At 65.3% G+C, this 17,825-nt stretch carries 13 protein-coding genes and 4 tRNA genes; 7 read left to right on the forward strand and 10 right to left on the reverse strand.

The genetic code is table 11. The features are described from left to right. The first annotated feature begins 72 nt into the window (after positions 1-72). On the forward strand, positions 73-1,692 hold the full coding sequence (locus ACZ60G_RS17265; protein ID WP_465811081.1) for a (2,3-dihydroxybenzoyl)adenylate synthase: 1,620 nt from the start codon (positions 73-75) through the stop codon (positions 1,690-1,692). 118 nt (positions 1,693-1,810) lie between these two features. Here ACZ60G_RS17265 and nbtS read toward each other — a convergent pair whose 3' ends face one another. Both nbtS and ACZ60G_RS17275 read right to left on the reverse strand, forming a co-directional pair. After that, on the reverse strand, positions 1,811-3,121 hold the full coding sequence (gene nbtS, locus ACZ60G_RS17270; RefSeq protein ID WP_465811082.1) for a nocobactin biosynthesis salicylate synthase NbtS: 1,311 nt from the start codon (positions 3,119-3,121) through the stop codon (positions 1,811-1,813). A gap of 92 nt (positions 3,122-3,213) precedes the next feature. Continuing rightward, positions 3,214-3,978 carry a DUF2127 domain-containing protein gene (locus tag ACZ60G_RS17275; protein WP_465811083.1) on the reverse strand — a complete coding sequence of 255 codons (765 nt, stop codon included), beginning with the start codon at positions 3,976-3,978 and terminating at the stop codon, positions 3,214-3,216. A gap of 121 nt (positions 3,979-4,099) precedes the next feature. Here ACZ60G_RS17275 and ACZ60G_RS17280 point away from each other — a divergent pair, with 121 nt between their 5' ends. Both ACZ60G_RS17280 and ACZ60G_RS17285 read left to right on the forward strand, forming a co-directional pair. Further along, on the forward strand, positions 4,100-6,556 hold the full coding sequence (locus ACZ60G_RS17280) for a glycerol-3-phosphate 1-O-acyltransferase (RefSeq protein ID WP_465811084.1): 2,457 nt from the start codon (positions 4,100-4,102) through the stop codon (positions 6,554-6,556). After that, the gene (locus tag ACZ60G_RS17285; RefSeq protein WP_465811085.1) at positions 6,556-8,004 is read left to right on the forward strand and encodes an HAD-IB family hydrolase; all 1,449 of its coding nucleotides are present in this window, start codon (positions 6,556-6,558) and stop codon (positions 8,002-8,004) included. The genes ACZ60G_RS17280 and ACZ60G_RS17285 overlap by 1 nt, the downstream gene beginning before the upstream one ends. Positions 8,005-8,772: 768 nt before the next feature. Here the strand turns inward: ACZ60G_RS17285 and ACZ60G_RS17290 are convergent. From ACZ60G_RS17290 to ACZ60G_RS17320, 7 genes are all read right to left on the reverse strand, one after another. Beyond that, a complete protein-coding gene (locus tag ACZ60G_RS17290) occupies positions 8,773-9,492 on the reverse strand; it encodes a polyprenol monophosphomannose synthase (protein ID WP_281197528.1) in 720 nt (239 codons plus the stop codon). A gap of 240 nt (positions 9,493-9,732) precedes the next feature. Beyond that, positions 9,733-9,918, reverse strand: a complete 186-nt coding sequence (locus ACZ60G_RS17295) for a hypothetical protein (RefSeq protein ID WP_465811086.1) — start codon at positions 9,916-9,918, stop codon at positions 9,733-9,735. A gap of 144 nt (positions 9,919-10,062) precedes the next feature. Then, positions 10,063-10,290 carry a hypothetical protein gene (locus ACZ60G_RS17300; protein ID WP_465811087.1) on the reverse strand — a complete coding sequence of 76 codons (228 nt, stop codon included), beginning with the start codon at positions 10,288-10,290 and terminating at the stop codon, positions 10,063-10,065. A gap of 237 nt (positions 10,291-10,527) precedes the next feature. Next, positions 10,528-10,604 (reverse strand) — tRNA-Phe (locus tag ACZ60G_RS17305). A gap of 59 nt (positions 10,605-10,663) precedes the next feature. Next, positions 10,664-10,737: transfer RNA gene (locus tag ACZ60G_RS17310), tRNA-Asp, on the reverse strand. 28 nt (positions 10,738-10,765) lie between these two features. Further along, positions 10,766-10,838, reverse strand: a tRNA-Glu gene (locus tag ACZ60G_RS17315). Positions 10,839-10,931: 93 nt separating this feature from the next. Continuing rightward, complete coding sequence (locus tag ACZ60G_RS17320) at positions 10,932-11,597, reverse strand: TetR family transcriptional regulator (protein WP_465811088.1); 666 nt, start codon at positions 11,595-11,597, stop codon at positions 10,932-10,934. A gap of 850 nt (positions 11,598-12,447) precedes the next feature. On the opposite strand from ACZ60G_RS17320, the gene ACZ60G_RS17325 reads away from it, so the two are divergent. Continuing rightward, a tRNA-Lys gene (locus tag ACZ60G_RS17325) sits at positions 12,448-12,520 on the forward strand. Positions 12,521-13,345: 825 nt separating this feature from the next. Continuing rightward, positions 13,346-14,311, forward strand: coding sequence for an acyl-ACP desaturase (locus ACZ60G_RS17330; RefSeq protein ID WP_465811089.1), 966 nt, complete (start codon positions 13,346-13,348; stop codon positions 14,309-14,311). A gap of 121 nt (positions 14,312-14,432) precedes the next feature. On the opposite strand, the gene ACZ60G_RS17335 is transcribed toward ACZ60G_RS17330, so the two are convergent. Next, positions 14,433-15,086, reverse strand: coding sequence for a hypothetical protein (locus ACZ60G_RS17335; RefSeq protein WP_465811090.1), 654 nt, complete (start codon positions 15,084-15,086; stop codon positions 14,433-14,435). 137 nt (positions 15,087-15,223) lie between these two features. Here ACZ60G_RS17335 and ACZ60G_RS17340 point away from each other — a divergent pair, with 137 nt between their 5' ends. Further along, positions 15,224-16,084 (forward strand): SDR family oxidoreductase, encoded by an 861-nt coding sequence (locus tag ACZ60G_RS17340; RefSeq protein ID WP_465811091.1) that lies wholly within the window; start codon positions 15,224-15,226, stop codon positions 16,082-16,084. 70 nt (positions 16,085-16,154) lie between these two features. Beyond that, a complete protein-coding gene (gene dusB, locus ACZ60G_RS17345) occupies positions 16,155-17,303 on the forward strand; it encodes a tRNA dihydrouridine synthase DusB (RefSeq protein WP_465811092.1) in 1,149 nt (382 codons plus the stop codon). Positions 17,304-17,825: the final 522 nt, after the last annotated feature.

Below are 17,825 nucleotides of genomic sequence, written 5' to 3' on the forward strand. Positions count from 1 at the left end.
CATCGAGATAGGGTTGCCTAACCTATGTTATGAAGCCCTAATCATGCAGCAGATCTTCCAGTGAGGCAGACCGTGACTTCGACATCCACCTCGCCCACCCATCGCGACGGCTACGTCCCCTTCCCCACCGCCGACGCCGCGACCTATCGCGCGGCCGGCTACTGGACCGGCCGCCCACTCGGCGACCTGCTGCGCGCGAGCGCGACCCAGCACCCGCAACGCACGGCACTGCTCGATGCCGACAGCGCGCGCACCTACGCATGGGTGGATGCCGAGGCAGACCGGATGGCGCACGGTTTACTCGCACTCGGCATCGCGCCGGGTGATCGGGTGGTCGTGCAACTGCCGAATGTGCCTGAGTTCTTGACGGTCCTGTTCGGATTGCTGCGCGCCGGAATCATTCCGGTGCTGACCCTGCCCGCGCATCGCCGCGCCGAAATCGAACATCTGGCCGGACTTTCCGAAGCGGTCGGGTACATCGTGGCCGACCGGCTCGGCGACTTCGACTACCGCGAACTGGCCGAAACCGTCCGCTCGGCCGTACCCACCCTGCGTCACGTTCTCGTACTCGGCGATCCGGGAGCCTTCACCGATCTGAATTCGATTCCCCACGACGGCGGTTCACTTCCCGACATCGATCCGAGCGATATCGCCCTGATGCTGGTCTCCGGCGGTACCACCGGCCTGCCGAAGCTCATCGCGCGCACCCACGACGACTACGTCTACAACGCCACCGCGAGCGCCGAGGTCTGCGGACTGACCGAGGACGACGTCTACCTCGCGACACTGCCCGCCGCACACAACTTCCCGCTCGCCTGCCCCGGCATCCTCGGCACCGTATCGGTCGGCGCGGCCGTCACCTTCATCACCGATCCGAGCCCGGAGAGCGCCTTCGCCGCCATCGAACGTCATCGCGCCACCGTCACCGCGGTCGTGCCGCCACTGGCCCAACTCTGGTGTGCGGCAACCGAATGGGAAGACGCCGATCTCGGCTCACTGCGGCTGCTCCAGGTCGGCGGCGCGCGGCTGGCCGAGGTGAATGCCCGCGAGGTCGCACCCGCGCTGGGCGTCGAACTGCAACAGGTCTTCGGCATGGCCGAGGGCCTGCTCAACTACACCCGCCTCGACGACGCCGACGATATCGTCTGCACCACCCAGGGCCGTCCGCTCTCGCCTGCCGACGAAGTACGGGTCGTGGATGCCGATGGCAACGAGGTCGCCCCCGGCGAAGAGGGCGAACTGCTCACCAAGGGCCCTTACACAATCCGCGGATACTACCGCGCCCCCGAACACAATGCCCGCGCCTTCACCCCCGACGGCTACTACCGCTCCGGCGATCTCGTGCGCCGACTGCCGAGCGGCCATCTGATCGTCTCCGGCCGCATCAAGGACGTCATCAATCGGGGCGGCGAGAACATCTCCTGCGACGAACTCGAGGAACATCTGCTCGCCCACCCGTCCGTCCGGCATGCCGCCGCCGTCGGCCTCCCCGATGCGGCGCTGGGTGAAAAGGTCTGTGCCGTCTTGGTTGTCGACGGTCAAATGCCGACTTCGGCCCAGCTCAAGTCCTTCCTCACTGAACGCGGTCTGGCGACCTACAAACTCCCAGACCTGCTCCGCCAGGCCGACGAACTGCCCATCACCGCCGTCGGCAAGATCGATAAGAAGGCCCTGCGTGCCGACCACGGCTGACCGGAACGATCGGGGGTGGCGCGAGTCCGATCTCGCCACCCCCGATCCGAACCCCGGATAACCGGGTGCCCCAGCAGATGATTCGGAACGCGGGCCGACCTTGATGGGTATGAATTTGCTAGGCCTTGACTACATAGGGCGCGACACTGCCCAGTTTTTCGCAGGTCTCCTCGAATTCCCGCTCCGGCCGCGACTGCCCGACAATGCCCGCGCCCGCCCGCAGCCACGCGCCTTCGGTGGTCTGGTAGACCGCACGTAGTACCAGCGTCGCCTCCATCGCACCGCTCGGCGAAATCGTCACCACGGCACCGGAGTACAGGCCGCGCGGCGCACCGTCGAGACGGAACACCGAGTCGACACCCTCCCGTTTCGGGATACCGGACGCCGTGACCGACGGGAACAGGACCTCCAGCGCATCCCAGCTGGAACGGTCCGCAGCGAGCCGCCCGCGCACCGTGGAGGCCAGATGCTGCACGCTGCCACGTTCTCGAACCGCCATGAAATCGGAGACCGCGGGCGTGCCGGGATCGGCCACCTCGGTGATCTCGGCAAAGGAGGTCCGCACCGAAATCGCGTGCTCCACGATCTCTTTGGGATCGGTGATCAGGTCGGCCCGCGCCGCCATATCGATGGCTTCGCCGAGCCCGAAGGCGCGCGTCCCGGCGAGCGGCTCGGTGGTGACGACCCGATCCTCGTCGACGGAGGCGACCAACTCCGGACTGAATCCGGCCGCCTCGAGTCCACCGAGGCGAAGCAGGAACGACCGCGCCGGAGTGTTGTTGGCCCGGCCGAGCCGGTAACTGGCGGGGACATCCACCGCGAACGGCAGATCGACCTTCCTGGACAGAATGACCTTCTGATAACGACCGGAGCGGATTTCCGTGACCGCCTCGGCGACCCGATCGCGATATCCGGTCGGATCGAGACGCACATCGACCGGATGCGCCTGCGGCAGCTCGGTCTCCTGCGAGGCGGCGATGAGATCGTGAATGTCATTGACCTCGGCCGGTGTCGCGCCGGAAATCCGGACGCCGCACTCGCCGACCCGCACCTCGATGCGCGGAATCATCAGATGGGCAAGTGCGGTTCGCGGATCCAGATGCCGCGTCGCATCCAATGCCCATGCGCAGAACTCGAATCCGATCCAGCCGTAGGCCCGGCGCCCGCCGAGCGGCAGCATGGCGAGTGCGTTGTCGATGACCCGCGCCGGGCTGCCCTCCCAGGCACTCGTGGGGCCGCGCCCGTCCCAGGACACACGCAATTCGTTCGCGTCGAGTTCGACGCCGCCGAGCGGATCGGCCGCGAATACCCATTCGCCGGGCCGTTCGTACATCACGTATTCGCCGAAGCGCTCGGCCGCAGCCAGTCGGGACATCGCTGCCGCCGGATCGGTCACATACTCAACGCGCAAGCGCTCCGTGGTCGACAACGATCCTCCAAGGTTATGCTGACCTAACTTAGGAAAGTAAGGTTAGCATTACCTGTCTAGATCGGAGGTGTGCCGCAGACCACAGCAAACGGCTACTCCGCAGGCAGTGCGAGCGCCGACCGCTCGACGCTCAACAGACTCTCCGTGCTGTGCTCCGCGTGGTACGCGGCCCCGCCGCCGCGCACCCCGAACAACCGCTTGCTGTAGACCAGCCAGACCACCGCGGCGATATTGATCAGCAGCGCGCCGATACGCAGCACGGTGATCTTCTCGGTCAGCTCGTAGATCTCCAACGGCAGGAAGATGCTGGTCGCGACCACCGCGAAATACTCACCCCAGCGCTTCACCAACCAGAGCCCGACCGCCTCGATCGCCTGCAGCGTCGCATAGGCGAGGATGCCGATGGCCACCCACAGCAGGGTCGTATTCGACAGCGAGAACGCGTCATCGATCAGATGCACAATCTTGGATCGGTCGATATCCCAGCCGATCTGATCGGCCAGCGGCCGCAGCAGCGGCAGTTCCTCATCGAAGACCGCCCGCATATCCTCGCGCGAGGACCGGAATTTGAAGACGGCGAGCGCGGCGACCACCAAGAGCAAACCGCGCACCAACCGCTCGATCGCCAACGCCCGCATCAGCCAGCGGTCCCGCAGCAGTCGCCCGCGCGGCACCTCCGGAGCATGGTCGGCGGGCCCGGAGCCGACCGGTTCGCCGGGTACGAACGTGCCGCAGCGCAGACATCGCCACGCGACACCGGCCACCGTCTGAACATGCAGCCGTTCCGCCAGATCCTGCTCGTCCGGCGCATAGGTGTAGTGGCCGTGCCAGCCGCATGCGCGTAACGCCCAATCCATGCGCGCAGCCTAGTTCGCCATCGCGATCGGCCGCGATCGCAAACGCCGTATCGATATCCGAAGCCCAACTCGCCCGCCGGAGTTCCTGCGCGGAATCCACTGGCGGGCTTCAATAGGAGTCATGATCGATCACCGCGGGGATTCGCCCGCTCCAGCTCGAGCGGCAGCCCCCGGTTCGGTGGTGGCACTGATCGATGCGAGCTCCGGCGTGGAACGCGAACTCGTCGGCACCTGGCTGGCCGACGGCGGACTGAAGCACGAACTCGGCGTCGACGCACCGATCACCCAGTTGGATCTGGATGCGGACGCGATCGGCGATCGACTGGTCGGACGCCGCGACGATCCGCTGGTGGTGCCGATCCGGGTGCTGTGGCTCCCGGCCGAGCGCGACGGGGTCCGCCGCATCACCTTCGCCGACCTGGCCCTGCTGACCAATCCGCGCAAGCCGAACCGACTCGCGCAACGCCGCTTGGTCGGCAAATCGCCGGACCGTCACGTGGTGCTCACCGGGCAGCCCGCTCTGCTCAGCGAATTGCGCGCCAATAATCCGGAGGCCGCGGCGCTGCTCATAAAGGGCTCCGCCGAGCCGTTCGCGCGCGCCATCGTGCGCGCCGCGGTGGTCGCCCTGGAACGTGCCGAACGTTCCATCATCGGTGACCGGTACAAGGTGCCGCGGCTGGTGGCCGAGGAGATCCTCGACTCCCCCGACTTCCTGCGCAGGCTCGAACTCATCGCCGATCAGCTCGGTACGAGTCCGCACGAGGTGTACCGGCGGGCCGAGAAGGCGCTGAACGAACTCGTCGCCGCCCAGAGCAGACTGGTCTCGGATCTGTTCACCCAGGCGATGCGCCCGATCCACGCCTCCACCTGGAAGGTCGACTCCGACGACCCCGGCCTGGACGGGTTGCGCGCGTTGAACCGCAACCATCCGCTGGTCTTCCTGCCCTCGCACCGGTCCTATGTCGATGCGTTCGTACTCGGTGATGTGCTGGCCCGCAATGACTTTCCACCGAATCATGTGATCGGCGGCGCGAATCTGAGCTTCTGGCCGATGGGTCCGATCGCCCGGCGTACCGGCACGGTCTTCATCCGGCGCAGCTTCGGTGACGACGAGGTCTACAAGGCGGTGGTCGAGGAGTACTTCGCCTACCTGCTGGCCAAGCGATTCAATATGGAGTGGTACTTCGAGGGCGGCCGCACCCGCACCGGCAAGCTGCGCCCGCCGCGCTATGGATTGCTGAATTACCTTGCCGCCGCCGTCCGTTCGAATCGGATCGACGATGTGCTGCTCGTCCCGGTATCGATCACCTATGAGCGGCTGAACGAACTCGGCGCCATCGCCACCGAACAGGTAGGCGGGAAGAAGAAGCCGGAGGGTCTGGCCTGGATGGCGCGTTATATACGCAGCCAACAGCATTCGGCCGGACACGTCTATGTGCGATTCGGCGAACCGCTGTCTGCGCGCGATCGCCTTGCCGCATATGGGGATCCGCTCACCCCGGCACCGACGATCATTCCGCTGCACCGCACCGAACCGGCGGGAACCGAACCGAGCAATGTCACCGAGTCGGCGGAGGTCGCCGAGCTGGAGCGAAAGGCCGTGCAGCGGTTGGCCTTCGAGGTCGCCGTCGGTATCAATACGGTCACGCCGATCACGGTCAACGCGCTGGTCACCCTGGCGCTGCTCGGTGTGCACGAGCGTGCGCTCACCCTCGGCGAGGTGCGTGCCGTGCTGGCCCCGGTGCTGCGGTACATCGAGAAGCGCGAGCTGCCGCACGGTGAACTGGCGGCGCTGCGCGATGAGCAGAGTCTCGCGGTGGTGCTGGAGCAGCTGTCGCTGGCCAAGGTCGTGACCGTGTACCGCGGCGGGCTGGAACCGGTGTACTCGATCGAATCGGGTGCGCATCTGGAGGCCGCGTTCTATCGCAATAGCGCGGTGCATTGGTTCATCAACCGCGCCATTCTCGAATTGTCGATCCTGGGCGCCTTGGAGATGCAGGCACCGGATCAGCTGCGGGCAGGCTGGGACGAGGCCTTCCGACTGCGCGATCTGCTCAAGTTCGAATTCTTCTTCCCGGAGCGGGCCGAGTTCTCGGCGCAGATGACAGCGGAAATGCTGCTGGTGGACCCGGATTGGCACCAGCACACCGCGGCGGACACCCTCGGTGAGGAAGTTCTGCACAAACTCACCGCATCCGGATTCATGATGGCGCACCGCGCTCTTCGCGCATTCGTAGACGCGCAGCTGGTGGTGGCCGAACGGCTGGCGGCCCACGACAGCGCCGAAGAGATCGATCGCAAGGAGTTCATCGACGAATGCGTCGCGGTCGGTAAGCAGATGCTGCTGCAGCAGCGACTGCACAGTCCGGAATCGGTCTCCACCGAATTGTTCTCCAGCGCACTCAAACTCGCGGACAACCACGGGTTGTTGACCCGCGTCAGTCATGACTCGGCCAAGCCGAGGGCCGAATTGACCCGGCGCAGATACGAATTCGCCGACCAGCTGCGCATTATCGCGGCTCGGATCTCGCAGGCCGCCGCGCTGGATCCGTCCAATATCACCGCACGGGGGGCCTGATGGTCGAACAACACCCTGGGGTCCCAACGGATCTCGCGGCGGCCATCGCCGCGATCCGGTCCGGGCCGCAGGGGCCGGAAGTCGCCGCGATCTTCGACTTCGCCGCCGTTGTGGATGGTTTCGGGCCGCTGTCGCGGTGGACATTCCGGCGCGATAAGAGCCGGATTACCGCGGACACCCTGCTCGGCAGCATCCGCAATGGACTCACCGATGGCGAATACAGCCGGTTCCTCCAGCAGGCCATGCGGACACTCGCCGGACAGCCCGAAGACGAACTGGACGAGTTGGGCACGCTGCTGTTCCGGAAAAAGATCTACGGGCACCTGTATCCCGAAGCATGGCAGCTGATCCGGACGCACGAAGCCGCCGGGCATACCCTGGTGCTCGCCACTGCGCTGACCCGATTCCAGGTCGAACCCGCCGCAGCCGAACTCGGTATCGAGCATGTGCTGTACACCCGGATGGCGACCACCGATGGCGTGCTCACCGGTTACACCGACGGAAAAACCCTGTGGCGCAATGGCAAGGCCGATGCGGTTCGCGAATTCGCCGCCGCGCATGGACTGGATATCGGCCGCAGCTACGTCTACGCGGACAGCATCGCCGATCTGCCGCTGCTCTCGGTGGTCGAGCATCCGGTAGCGGTGAATCCCGAGCGAAAGCTCGGTACCGCTGCCGCCGAACAGAATTGGCCGATACTGACGTTCCGTCCGCGTCGACCACCGCGCCCGACCGACTATCTGCGCACCATAGCCGGATTCGCCGGGCTACTGGCCGGGGCGCTGCTCGGGGTGCTGAGCAAGTCCTACACGCGTCAGCACCGGAAGATGGCCGATGCGCTGATGGCCTACGGAGCCGGTGCCACGCTCGGCGCCACCGGTATCCGGCTGCGGGTCAGCGGTGCGGAAAACGCCCGCGCCCCGAGACCCGCCGTCTTCCTGTTCAACCATCAGAGCCAGTTCGACGTGATCATCGTGCCCAAGGTGCTCGAAGGCGGGGTCACCGGAATCGGCAAGAAGGAGCTGACGAAGAATCCGATCTTCGGTCCGCTGATGCGGTTCGTCGGGGTCACCTTCATCGATCGTGCCAACACCACGCAGGCCAAGGCGGCGCTGGCGCCGGTGGTGCAGACGCTGCGCGGCGGCCTGTCGATCGCGGTCTCACCCGAAGGCACCCGGTCGTATACACCGCGCATCGGCCCGTTCAAGAAGGGCGCCTTCCACATCGCGATCCAGGCCGGGGTACCGGTGATCCCGGTGGTGATCCGCAATGCGGGTGAAATCAACTGGCGCAACTCGATGGTCGCGCGCAAGGGCACCGTCGACGTGGCCATCCTCGACCCCATCGACGTCGGCAGTTGGGACGCGAACGATATGGACGACAACGTCGAAGCCGTCCGTCAGCTGTACACCCACACCCTGCTGAACTGGCCGTCGCCGGACCGGTGATGTCGCTTGGCGCCTTCACCTTGTACCCCGTACGCCGGGTGCTCCGTACTACCGGATACCTGGTTGGTGGACGGATGCCCGACCGGTGCACGGATCCCGACCGGTGGACGGATACCCGGTCGGCGGACAGGTGCCCGGTTGGTGCACGAATGCCCGGCCGGTGCACGGATACCTGGCTGGCGGTCGGATGCCCGACCGGTGCACGGATATACCCGGTCGGCGGACAGGTGCCCGGTTGGTGCACGAATATCCGACCGGTGCACGGATATACCCGGTCGGCGGACAGGTGCCCGGTTGGTGCACGAATATCCGACCGGTGCACGGATACCCGGTCGGCGGACAGGTGCCCGGTTGGTGCACGAATATCCGACCGGTGCACGGATACCCGGCCGGTGCACGGATGCCCGGCTGGGCGGCCGGATGCCCGGCTGGGCGGCCGGATGCCCGGTTGGTGGACAGATGATGCCCGGTTGGTGGACAGATGCCCGGTTGGTGGACGAATATCCAGCCGGTGCACGGATGCCCGGCTGGCAGCCGGATCCTCGGCTGGTGCACGGAGGATGCCCGGTCGGCAGCCAGATCCCGGCTGGTGCACGGATCCCCGGTCAGATGGCAGACGGGTGCCCGGCTGGCGACTGGATGCCCAGTTAGTTGGCGGGCGGGTGCCCGGCTCACAGACGGTGCCCGGTTGCTTGCCGGACGGGATGCCCGGCTGACTGACGAGTACCCCGTTACTTGGTGGACAGGGTGCCCGGTCGTCGCCAGGTGTCAGACCGAGCGCCCGAACAGCAGCTTCCACGGCATCAGCGCGGATTCCAGTTGCACCTTGAGGCTCATCTTGGAAGCGCCGAGGGTTCGCTCCTCGAACCGGATCGGTACCTCCGCGATCGTGATGCCTTTCTTGACGGTGCGGTAGTTCATCTCGACCTGGAACGAATACCCGTTGCTGCGAATCGAGGCCACGTCGATGGCGCGCAACGTATCGGCCTTCCATGCCTTGAACCCGGCAGTGGCGTCCTTGACGCTCAGACGCAGGATCAGGTTCACGTAGAAGTTGGCCCAGGCGGACAGCGCCTTGCGATACCACTTCCACTCCTCGGCGGTGGACCCGCCGGGCACGTAGCGGGACCCGAGCACGACACCGGCATCGGTGGTGTCCAGCTTCTCCAGCATCGCCGGAATCACCTCAGCGGGATGCGACAGGTCGGCGTCCATCTGGATCACCACATCGGCGCCCTCGTCCAGTGCCCGGGTGATCCCGGCCACGTAGGCGCGGCCCAATCCGTTCTTTTCGGTGCGGTGCAGTACGCCGACGACATTCGGCAGCTCGGCCGCCAGCTTGTCGGCGATCTCACCGGTCCCGTCCGGCGAATTGTCATCCACCACGAGCACATGCAGATCAGGCACCGGCAGCGCCGTCAGCCGCTCCACCGCAACCGGCAGATTCTCCCGCTCGTTGTAGGTCGGCACAACAACGGTAACCCTCAAGGGTCGCCCTCCCTGCTCACCTGTTCCAGCCCGCAGACCCACGACAGGACCCGGAGCACTCGTCTGATTGCCAAGAACCGTACTTGATCGAACTGAAGACCACCTGAGCGCCCGCACACTCCCGCCGCCACGCAAATACCCGCGACGTGCCGACTACCTCGCAAATCGCGTCCACCACCCCGCGGACCACCCCCGGATCCACATCGAAATCAGTTGCCGCACACCACCCCTGGCACGCCCTCACTTCTCCCCAGCGCGCCAATCCCGATCCCGGGCATCCTCACGAGCATTGCGCGCATGCACGATCTCCAACGCCCGCTCAGCAGTAGCCCGATCCGGATACGGCCCCATCCGATCCCGGAACCAACACTGCTTCCCACTCTCGGCCCGCTGATGCTTCAAGCAGTAATACCACTTCTCCGCCATCCCCCCAGCATCCCACCACCATGATCAACAGACCCCCGATTTCCACCCCGACCCTCGAGATCCGTCCCCTTGTGAGTACCAATGCGGCACGGTCGAAAACCGGTCGTCCTGGCTTGTGACAGCCAGGACGACCGGCGGAACCGATTACAGGCAACCATTCGCCCTGAGCTGGGCGGCAACCTCATCGGAGACAGTGATAGAGCGGCCGATATTGGCATCCGTCAGGTCGGATGCGCTGATCCCGGCCTGCATCGCGCAGCCAAGCAACTTGGCGTCCACGGTGATGCTTTCGTCGGCGTGCGCGATGCCGGCCCCGGTCATGAGGGCACCAGCCAGCGCTACAGCGAGAACACCGGTCTTGACGAATCGCATGAGATTTCCTCCTTCGAATCGCAGTCCTACGGTTCTGCTCGACACCTGCTTCACTTGCCTGATTTGTTCGGAGTACGCCCGTCCGCCGGAGCCGACGAAGCTCACCCCCTGAGTTGCAGGGTCCAACATACGCACCGGACACCGATGCGCGCCGGGACATTCGTCACTTCGGTCGAGTTCGATAACCGAGCCAAGACATAAAAAATCCCCCCGACCAGGTGATATGCCGAGGGGATTTGGTGGCCAGGGCCGGGATCGAACCGGCGACCTTCCGCTTTTCAGGCGGACGCTCGTACCAACTGAGCTACCTGGCCGCAGGCACCCGTGGTGAATGCCATACGCGAAACGCCGGATTGCTCCGGCGCTTACTTTGCGACCCTGACGGGACTCGAACCCGCGACCTCCGCCGTGACAGGGCGGCGCGCTAACCAACTGCGCCACAGGGCCTTGCGTGCTTCCAACGATCCGAAGACCGTACCCCCTACGGGATTCGAACCCGCGCTACCGCCTTGAAAGGGCGGCGTCCTAGGCCGCTAGACGAAGGGGGCTCGCCCCGGATTTCTCCGGACCGGCTTCAACGGCTGTCCGTTGGGAGCTGGGATAGCTTATGACAGATCGGCCGCGTTTCCCAAATCGGCTGTTCAGGCTCCCAAACCGAGCTCTTCGAGTCGAGCCTGTGCGCGCCAGCCGTCGTTGCGGAACTTCTCCGCCCACTCCGGGGTCGCCATCGCCTCGACGACGACCTCGAGCGCCTCCTGGAACCGAGTCCGCAGATCGATCCCGCTGCCGAGGATGTCGATCAGATAGCGCTGGCCGGCGAGGGCGGCAGAGACGGTGCGGGTGAAGCGGTCCGGGTCCGCATCGGCGCGCAGCTGGCCCTGATCGATGGCGCGAACCGCGAGAACTCTGGTGGCGCGGCCGAGTATTCGGCCACCGCCGGTCTGCACATCGCGATAGAAGTCCGGCTCGATGATCAACCGGAATTCGGCCTGCACGATGATGTCGTGCTCGAGTCGCAATGCCACCTCGTCGACCATCCCGTGCAGGACATCGAGTGGACCGAGATCCGTTCTGGCAAGCCAACGCTCGGCCGATGTGCGGTATCGGTCGACCGCGGTCTCGAGTACCGCGCGTGCGAGATCTTCCTTGGAATCGAAATGAAAGTACATGGCGCCCTTGGTGGCGCGCGAACCTTCCAAAATGCGGTTGAGCGATGCAGCGGCATAGCCGCTCTTCCCGAACTCAACGGCGGCGGACCTGATTATCGCCGCGCGTGTCCGGCGGGCCCGCTCTTGCTGCCGTGCCATGCTCGAAACGCCTCCGAAGCCTACTCGTCGCCAAATCGGTGCCCCCAAAAGAACGGACCCTTGGCGCGAAGTTATGAGTTTTATCAATACTTCAAACCGGGATTTCGCCCCGTTTCAAACTTTCGGTACGAAAACTTGCGAAAATCCTGAAACACACCAGCTGGTATAGTTTTCCTGCCCAGGTGCGCCGCAGGGGGTGCGCACCTGGGCATTACTTCGTCTCGGATCTGCCTCCCCCGGCGTCGACTCGTAGGAAGTCGCGATCGGTCGAACCGGCCACGACACGTTCGGGCACACCAACGATAAGCCGAATTCCGGATCGCCGGGTAAGTCGGCGATTCTTCCGTAATTCACCAAGTCGTCACCGTACCCGGAAACACCATCCGACACGCGGCAAACCGAAGACTCCAGCGGCCGAAACATCCGGATATCTGTTACAGCAAACTTCACGCAATCGAGCAAAGTGGTGCCTCGGATTTCCGAATTCGACAGCGTCGCAGCACTGTTCACCCGAGTCGACCAGCGGCCCGGTCACCGCGGTGCCAACCGCGCGACACCGGCCAGTCGCCTCGCTGCGTCCCCCCGCGCACTGGCCCTACACCCCCCGCAAATCCAAAGACATTGGTACGCAACATGATTGGATGGTAGCCCGGCTCGGCAGGAATGAACAAAGCTGGGTACCAATTGTTTACCGGCAGCATCGCTACCCACACGCATCGTGTTACCCGGTACGCGAGCACGACTCGGCACCGGCACCCGGCAACCCCGATCGAACCGATCCACGCCCCAGCCGACGCGCCCCGCCCCCGGTTACCCGATCCGCGCCCGGCCCACTACACTGTCCATCCGCGCCCCTATAGCTCAGTTGGTAGAGCTACGGACTTTTAATCCGCAGGTCGTAGGTTCGAGCCCTACTGGGGGCACCTTCTCAGGCGTCCGGTTTCCATATCGGACGCCTGAGTCATATTCCAGACCGCACGCACTCGCGACGCGTATCGGCCGCGGCCGTGAAACGGCACATTCCACAGCGGGCTTTCCATACTGTGGGCCGCGCCCGCACACTCGGAGGCAGGCCTCGGCAACGGCGGACTTCGCTCGACGATTCAGCTTTCTCGAGTTCCCATTGGACAGATCGCCGACAAGTCGACCAGGCCACCCACACGGAGGCGGTATTGCTCGGTTGATTGCCACCCGAGGGCGTGGCTTCGTTGGTCGGCGCGCTGGATCAGCCCTCGGCGCGCAGGAGGGCACCAGCGTCGCCGATGCCGCCTCCGACCGTGACGGCTATCCGCCCGAGCGCCTGGGCAGTGGCGCGCACCACAGACGCGGTCCGGCGACGGCATCGGACACATACTCTGCGGTCTGCTCGGCAGCAGCGGCAAGCGAGTCGGCATCGGCGGCGCGATCGGAGAAGCGTTGGCCGAGAACACAGGTGGTGCGCCGGGCGGACTTTTCGGCGGTGAACGCGGAGCGATCGCGGCGGCGACACCAGCGGCTTTGTGCGTTACAGCACGCTGGGCTAACGACTCTCGGCCCGTAGCGATAAACCCCTTGCTGCGCGCAGAGCCCCTACACTCGGTGTGGTTGTCGAACGCCGACGTCGGCATATGACCTCTATCACGAGGTCTCATTTGCCAGCCAGATGCGTTTCGCATCACACCTACGGTGCCGTAAGGTATGGCCGCATCGGCACACGGTCTACCCGGGGGACTGACCAGCAAGAGCGCACACACATGAAGGGCTTGTATATGGCAAGGGATCTGACTCAACTCGAGCTGCTCACGGAGTTGGAGCCGGTTGCCGAAGAAAACGTCAACCGGCACCTCTCCCTGGCAAAGGAATGGCATCCGCACGACTACGTCCCGTGGGATGAGGGCCGCAACTTCGCGGCACTCGGCGGGGTGGACTGGGACCCTGAGCAGTCCCGACTGAACGAAGTCGCGAAGGCGGCCATGATCACGAACCTGCTCACCGAAGACAATCTGCCCTCCTACCACCGCGAGATCGCCGAGAACTTCTCGCAGGACGGCGCCTGGGGCACCTGGGTGGGTCGCTGGACCGCCGAGGAGAACCGCCACGGCATCGTCATGCGCGACTACCTCGTGGTTACCCGTGGCGTCGATCCCGTGGCGCTCGAAGAGGCGCGCATGATCCACATGACCAACGGATTCGCTTCGCCGACCGAGGCCGATGCGGGCTTCCTGCACTCGGTCGCGTACGTGACCTTCCAGGAGCTGGCCACCCGGGTCAGCCACCGCAATACCGGCCGGGTCTGCGACGACCCCATCGCCGACCGCATGCTGCAGCGCGTCGCCGCCGACGAGAACCTGCACATGATCTTCTACCGCAACATGTGCGGCGCCGCCCTGGATCTGTCCCCCGACCAGGCGATCGAGGCGATCACGCTGATCCTGGAGAACTTCCAGATGCCCGGCGCCGGTATGCCCAACTTCCGCCGCAACGGCGTATTGATGGCCAAGCACGGCATCTACGATCTGCGCCAGCACCTCGAAGACGTGGTGCAGCCCGTGCTGAAGAAGTGGGACATCTTCGAACGCACCGATTTCACCGCACGCGGCGAGGCCGTGCGCGAACGGCTCGGCCTGTTTCTGGAGAAGCTGAGTCAGGACGTCGTCAAATTCGAAGAGCAGCGCGACCGCATGCTCGCCCGCGAGGCGAAGAAGCGCGACCTCGCCGGGGTCGCCGCAGGCTGATCTCGACCCGCAAACGTAAGCGCGCCGCCGCCGGATTTCTCCGGTGGCGGCGCGTTTATTTTCGGCAACGCCGATCTCAGTGGCGAACTTATAGCTTCAACCGCCGAAACTCCTTGCGACGCTACTTCACCGGCAGTGCGCCGTCGACGCCGCCCACATCGGTGATCTTCCAATCCGAGTTCTTATCGAGCGTGACGTTGTAGGTCACCGTTGTCTGCGCGCCTTCCGGACTCTGCGCATTCGTCGAACTCACATTTACGAACACATCGACTTTGTAGATACCGCCTTGCTCCGACATCACCTTCGCGGTAATCGGCGCGGCGGTGGAGGTCCACTTCAACGGAACCAGAATCTGTTCGAGCTTGGGCGCGGTCGCATCGAACTTATTCGCCAGCTGCGGAACGGTATTCGCCTTCAGCTCGGCCACCCATGCCGGGATGTCCTGGTAATTGACGGTGGCCGCGCCGACCGCGTATTCGGTGGCCACCTGCTCGGCCCTCTTATCCGCGGCTTCCCGATCGTTTCGATCGGCAAGATCACCGCGAGCCGAGACGAGAAAACCGCCCAGCACGGCGACCGCGATTACCAATGCGCCGATTACCGCGCCGACGACCACGGTGGATACGCGAATCGACAGGGTGCCCGGCTGCCGGTCCGACGGCTGCCCGGACGTGCCCGCCCGCGTATCGGACGCCTTCGCCTCGGTCGCCTTGCCCGGCTCCACGCCGGAGTCGCGGTCCGCACCCGATCCGGCGCCTTCGATCCGTTCCGTCATTGGCCTCTCCGATGAGTCTGGTGGTCACGGGTGATACCCGCGAGTAACAGGCTACGTATCGGCCCAAACCGCCGACGATTCGGCCAGGAACCTCGACACTGGGGATATCCGATACCCGCTCACAGGAGGCCCGGGACATGACGAATAAGGGCGAGGCCACGCTCGGCGGCAAGGTCGTCGCGATCACCGGCGGCGCACGCGGGATCGGACGGGCCACCGCGGAGGCATTCCTGGGGGCGGGCGCCGCGGTCGCGATCGGTGATATCGATGTCGAACTGGTCGCCAAGACGGCGGCGGAGTTGGGCGCCGATCCGGATGCCAAGATCGTCGGCCTGCCGCTGAACGTCACGGACAAGGCCTCCTTCGCCGCCTTCCTCGACAGCGTGGACAGCCAGCTCGGCCCGCTGGATGTGCTGGTCAACAACGCGGGCATCATGCCGACCGGGTTATTCGCCGACGAGGACGAGGCGATGACCCAGCGGATCATCGATATCAACCTCAACGGCGTGATCCACGGCTCGCGTCTGGCCGTCCAGCGATTCATGGACCGCGGCAGCGGGCATGTGATAAATATCGCGTCTTTGGCTGGGACACAGGGCTTTCCGGGCCTGGCCACCTATTGCGCGACCAAGCACGCGGTGGTCGGTTTCACCTCGGCGCTGCACCTGGAGATGAAGGAGCACGGCGTGCACGTCGGCGCGGTGCTGCCGGGCATCGTGCGCACCGAACTGTCCGCCGGCGCCAATATGCCGACCTGGATTACGCCGCTGACCACGGTGGATCCGGAGGATGTCGCGCAGGCGATCGTGAAATCGGTGCAGCAGGACAAACCACTGGTGACCGTGCCGCGCCGACTCGCGGCCATCATCAAATCAGCACAACTGCTGCCCTACCGCGCACAGCTGGGTGTCGCCAAATTCACCGGCGCCACAACGGCTTACGCACAACCCGACCCCGCCGTGCGGGAGATCTACCACCGCAGACTCCGCGGCGAATAGCAGGTGAATCAGCGCACGTCAGCACATACGGCTCGAGGGCCGCCCGGCCGGTGATGAGAGACTGGTGGGCGTGACGATTACTGCCGAAGCCAAGAGCACGCTGCGGATCGGGCCGTATCCGGTCGATCCGGCGGTAGTGCTCGCGCCGATGGCGGGCATCACCAACCTGGCGTTTCGGAAGCTTTGCCGGGAGTTCGGCAGCTCCACGTCGATCTATGTGTGCGAAATGATCACCGCGCGGGCAGTGGTCGAGCGCAATGAGAAGACGCTGCACATGATGTCCTTCGACGAGGACGAGCATCCGCGCTCGATGCAGCTCTACGGTGTGGATCCGGCCACACTCGGCGAGGCCGTGCGGATCATCGTCGGCGAGGGCTGGGCCGATCACATCGATCTCAACCTCGGCTGCCCCGTTCCGAAGGTCACTCGGCTGGGTGGCGGCGCGGCACTGCCGTACAAGCGCACGCTGTTCAGCAAGATCGTCAAGGCGATGGTTTCCGGCGCCGAACCGGCCGGTGTTCCGGTGACGGTGAAGTTCCGCATCGGCATCGATGACGACCACCTCACCTACTTGGACGCGGGTCGCATAGCCGAGGCCGAGGGCGCCAAGGCCGTCGCACTGCACGCCCGCACCGCCGCACAGCGGTATTCGGGCCAGGCCGACTGGACGAAGATCGCGCGGCTCAAGGAGGCCGTCACGACGATTCCAGTGCTCGGCAACGGCGATATCTTCTCCGCCGCCGACGCGGTGCGCATGATGGACGAAACCGGTTGCGACGGAGTCGTTGTCGGCCGCGGCTGCCTCGGTCGCCCGTGGCTGTTCGCCGAATTGCAGGCGGCACTGCGCGGCGAAGCACTGCCCGAGGCGCCGGACCTCGGCCGCGTCGGTGAGGTGCTGTACCGGCACGGGGCGCTGCTCGCCGAACACCTCGGCGAGGACAAGGCCATGCGCGATCTGCGCAAGCATATGGCCTGGTATCTGATGGGCTTTCCGGTCGGTGCGGACCTACGCCGCTCCTTCGCGACTGTGTCGAGTCTCACCCAATTGCGGGACCTCATCGGCGAACTCGACCCGACCGCGCCGTTCCCCCGCGATGCCGAGGGTCCGCGCGGCCGTCAGGGTTCGCCGGGCAAAGTGGCGCTGCCGCACGGCTGGCTCGACGATCCCGACGATCCGGCCGTCCCCGCGGGCGCGGATCTGATGCACAGCGGCGGCTGATCGTTTCGAGCGAACGGCAAGCAACTTGTACGTGCAATCGCACTGTCACCCGACCGTTGAAAACCCTCCGACCAGCACATATCAAAATGTGCAACACAACCTCGGCCCGTCGATTTCGCACTGGGCTGGCTCGCCGTGGCGGAATCGTTATCATTGGCGGAATCGGTCATGCGGGTCGAAAGCGGCCGAAACGGCAGCGGAGACGAAAAGCGAGGTTCGTTGGTGGGTGACGATCGGCACGGGCAGTCGCCACGGCCCGGAGGTCGCGCCCCGTGGGAGCGCTATCCCACGGCGGATTACACCGAACGCGACGGTGCACGGTCGTCCCGGAGAGCCCGACATAACGATCCCGATTCCGACTCGACACCGCTGACGGTTCAGGACCTGGTCCAGAAGGTCGACAACGAACGCAGCGGGCGCAGACGCCGGTCCACGACCCCGGATGCACCGCCCACGCACGCGAACCGGGCGGCCCCGAAGCCGCCGGAGTCCGCCGCCCGCCAAGCCGAGGCCCCGCCGCGC

The sequence above is a fragment of the Nocardia sp. NPDC102475 genome (assembly GCF_055584605.1).

Bases quoted from the DNA above. Each gene is read 5' to 3' on its own strand.
- ACZ60G_RS17295 (WP_465811086.1), bottom strand. From the start codon at position 9,918: ATGGCGGAGAAGTGGTATTACTGCTTGAAGCATCAGCGGGCCGAGAGT.
- ACZ60G_RS17320 (WP_465811088.1), bottom strand. From the start codon at position 11,597: ATGGCACGGCAGCAAGAGCGGGCCCGCCGGACACGCGCGGCGATAATC.
- ACZ60G_RS17340 (WP_465811091.1), top strand. From the start codon at position 15,224: ATGACGAATAAGGGCGAGGCCACGCTCGGCGGCAAGGTCGTCGCGATC.
- ACZ60G_RS17300 (WP_465811087.1), bottom strand. From the start codon at position 10,290: ATGCGATTCGTCAAGACCGGTGTTCTCGCTGTAGCGCTGGCTGGTGCC.
- ACZ60G_RS17275 (WP_465811083.1), bottom strand. From the start codon at position 3,978: ATGGATTGGGCGTTACGCGCATGCGGCTGGCACGGCCACTACACCTAT.
- ACZ60G_RS17330 (WP_465811089.1), top strand. From the start codon at position 13,346: ATGGCAAGGGATCTGACTCAACTCGAGCTGCTCACGGAGTTGGAGCCG.
- ACZ60G_RS17335 (WP_465811090.1), bottom strand. From the start codon at position 15,086: ATGACGGAACGGATCGAAGGCGCCGGATCGGGTGCGGACCGCGACTCC.
- ACZ60G_RS17280 (WP_465811084.1), top strand. From the start codon at position 4,100: ATGATCGATCACCGCGGGGATTCGCCCGCTCCAGCTCGAGCGGCAGCC.
- ACZ60G_RS17285 (WP_465811085.1), top strand. From the start codon at position 6,556: ATGGTCGAACAACACCCTGGGGTCCCAACGGATCTCGCGGCGGCCATC.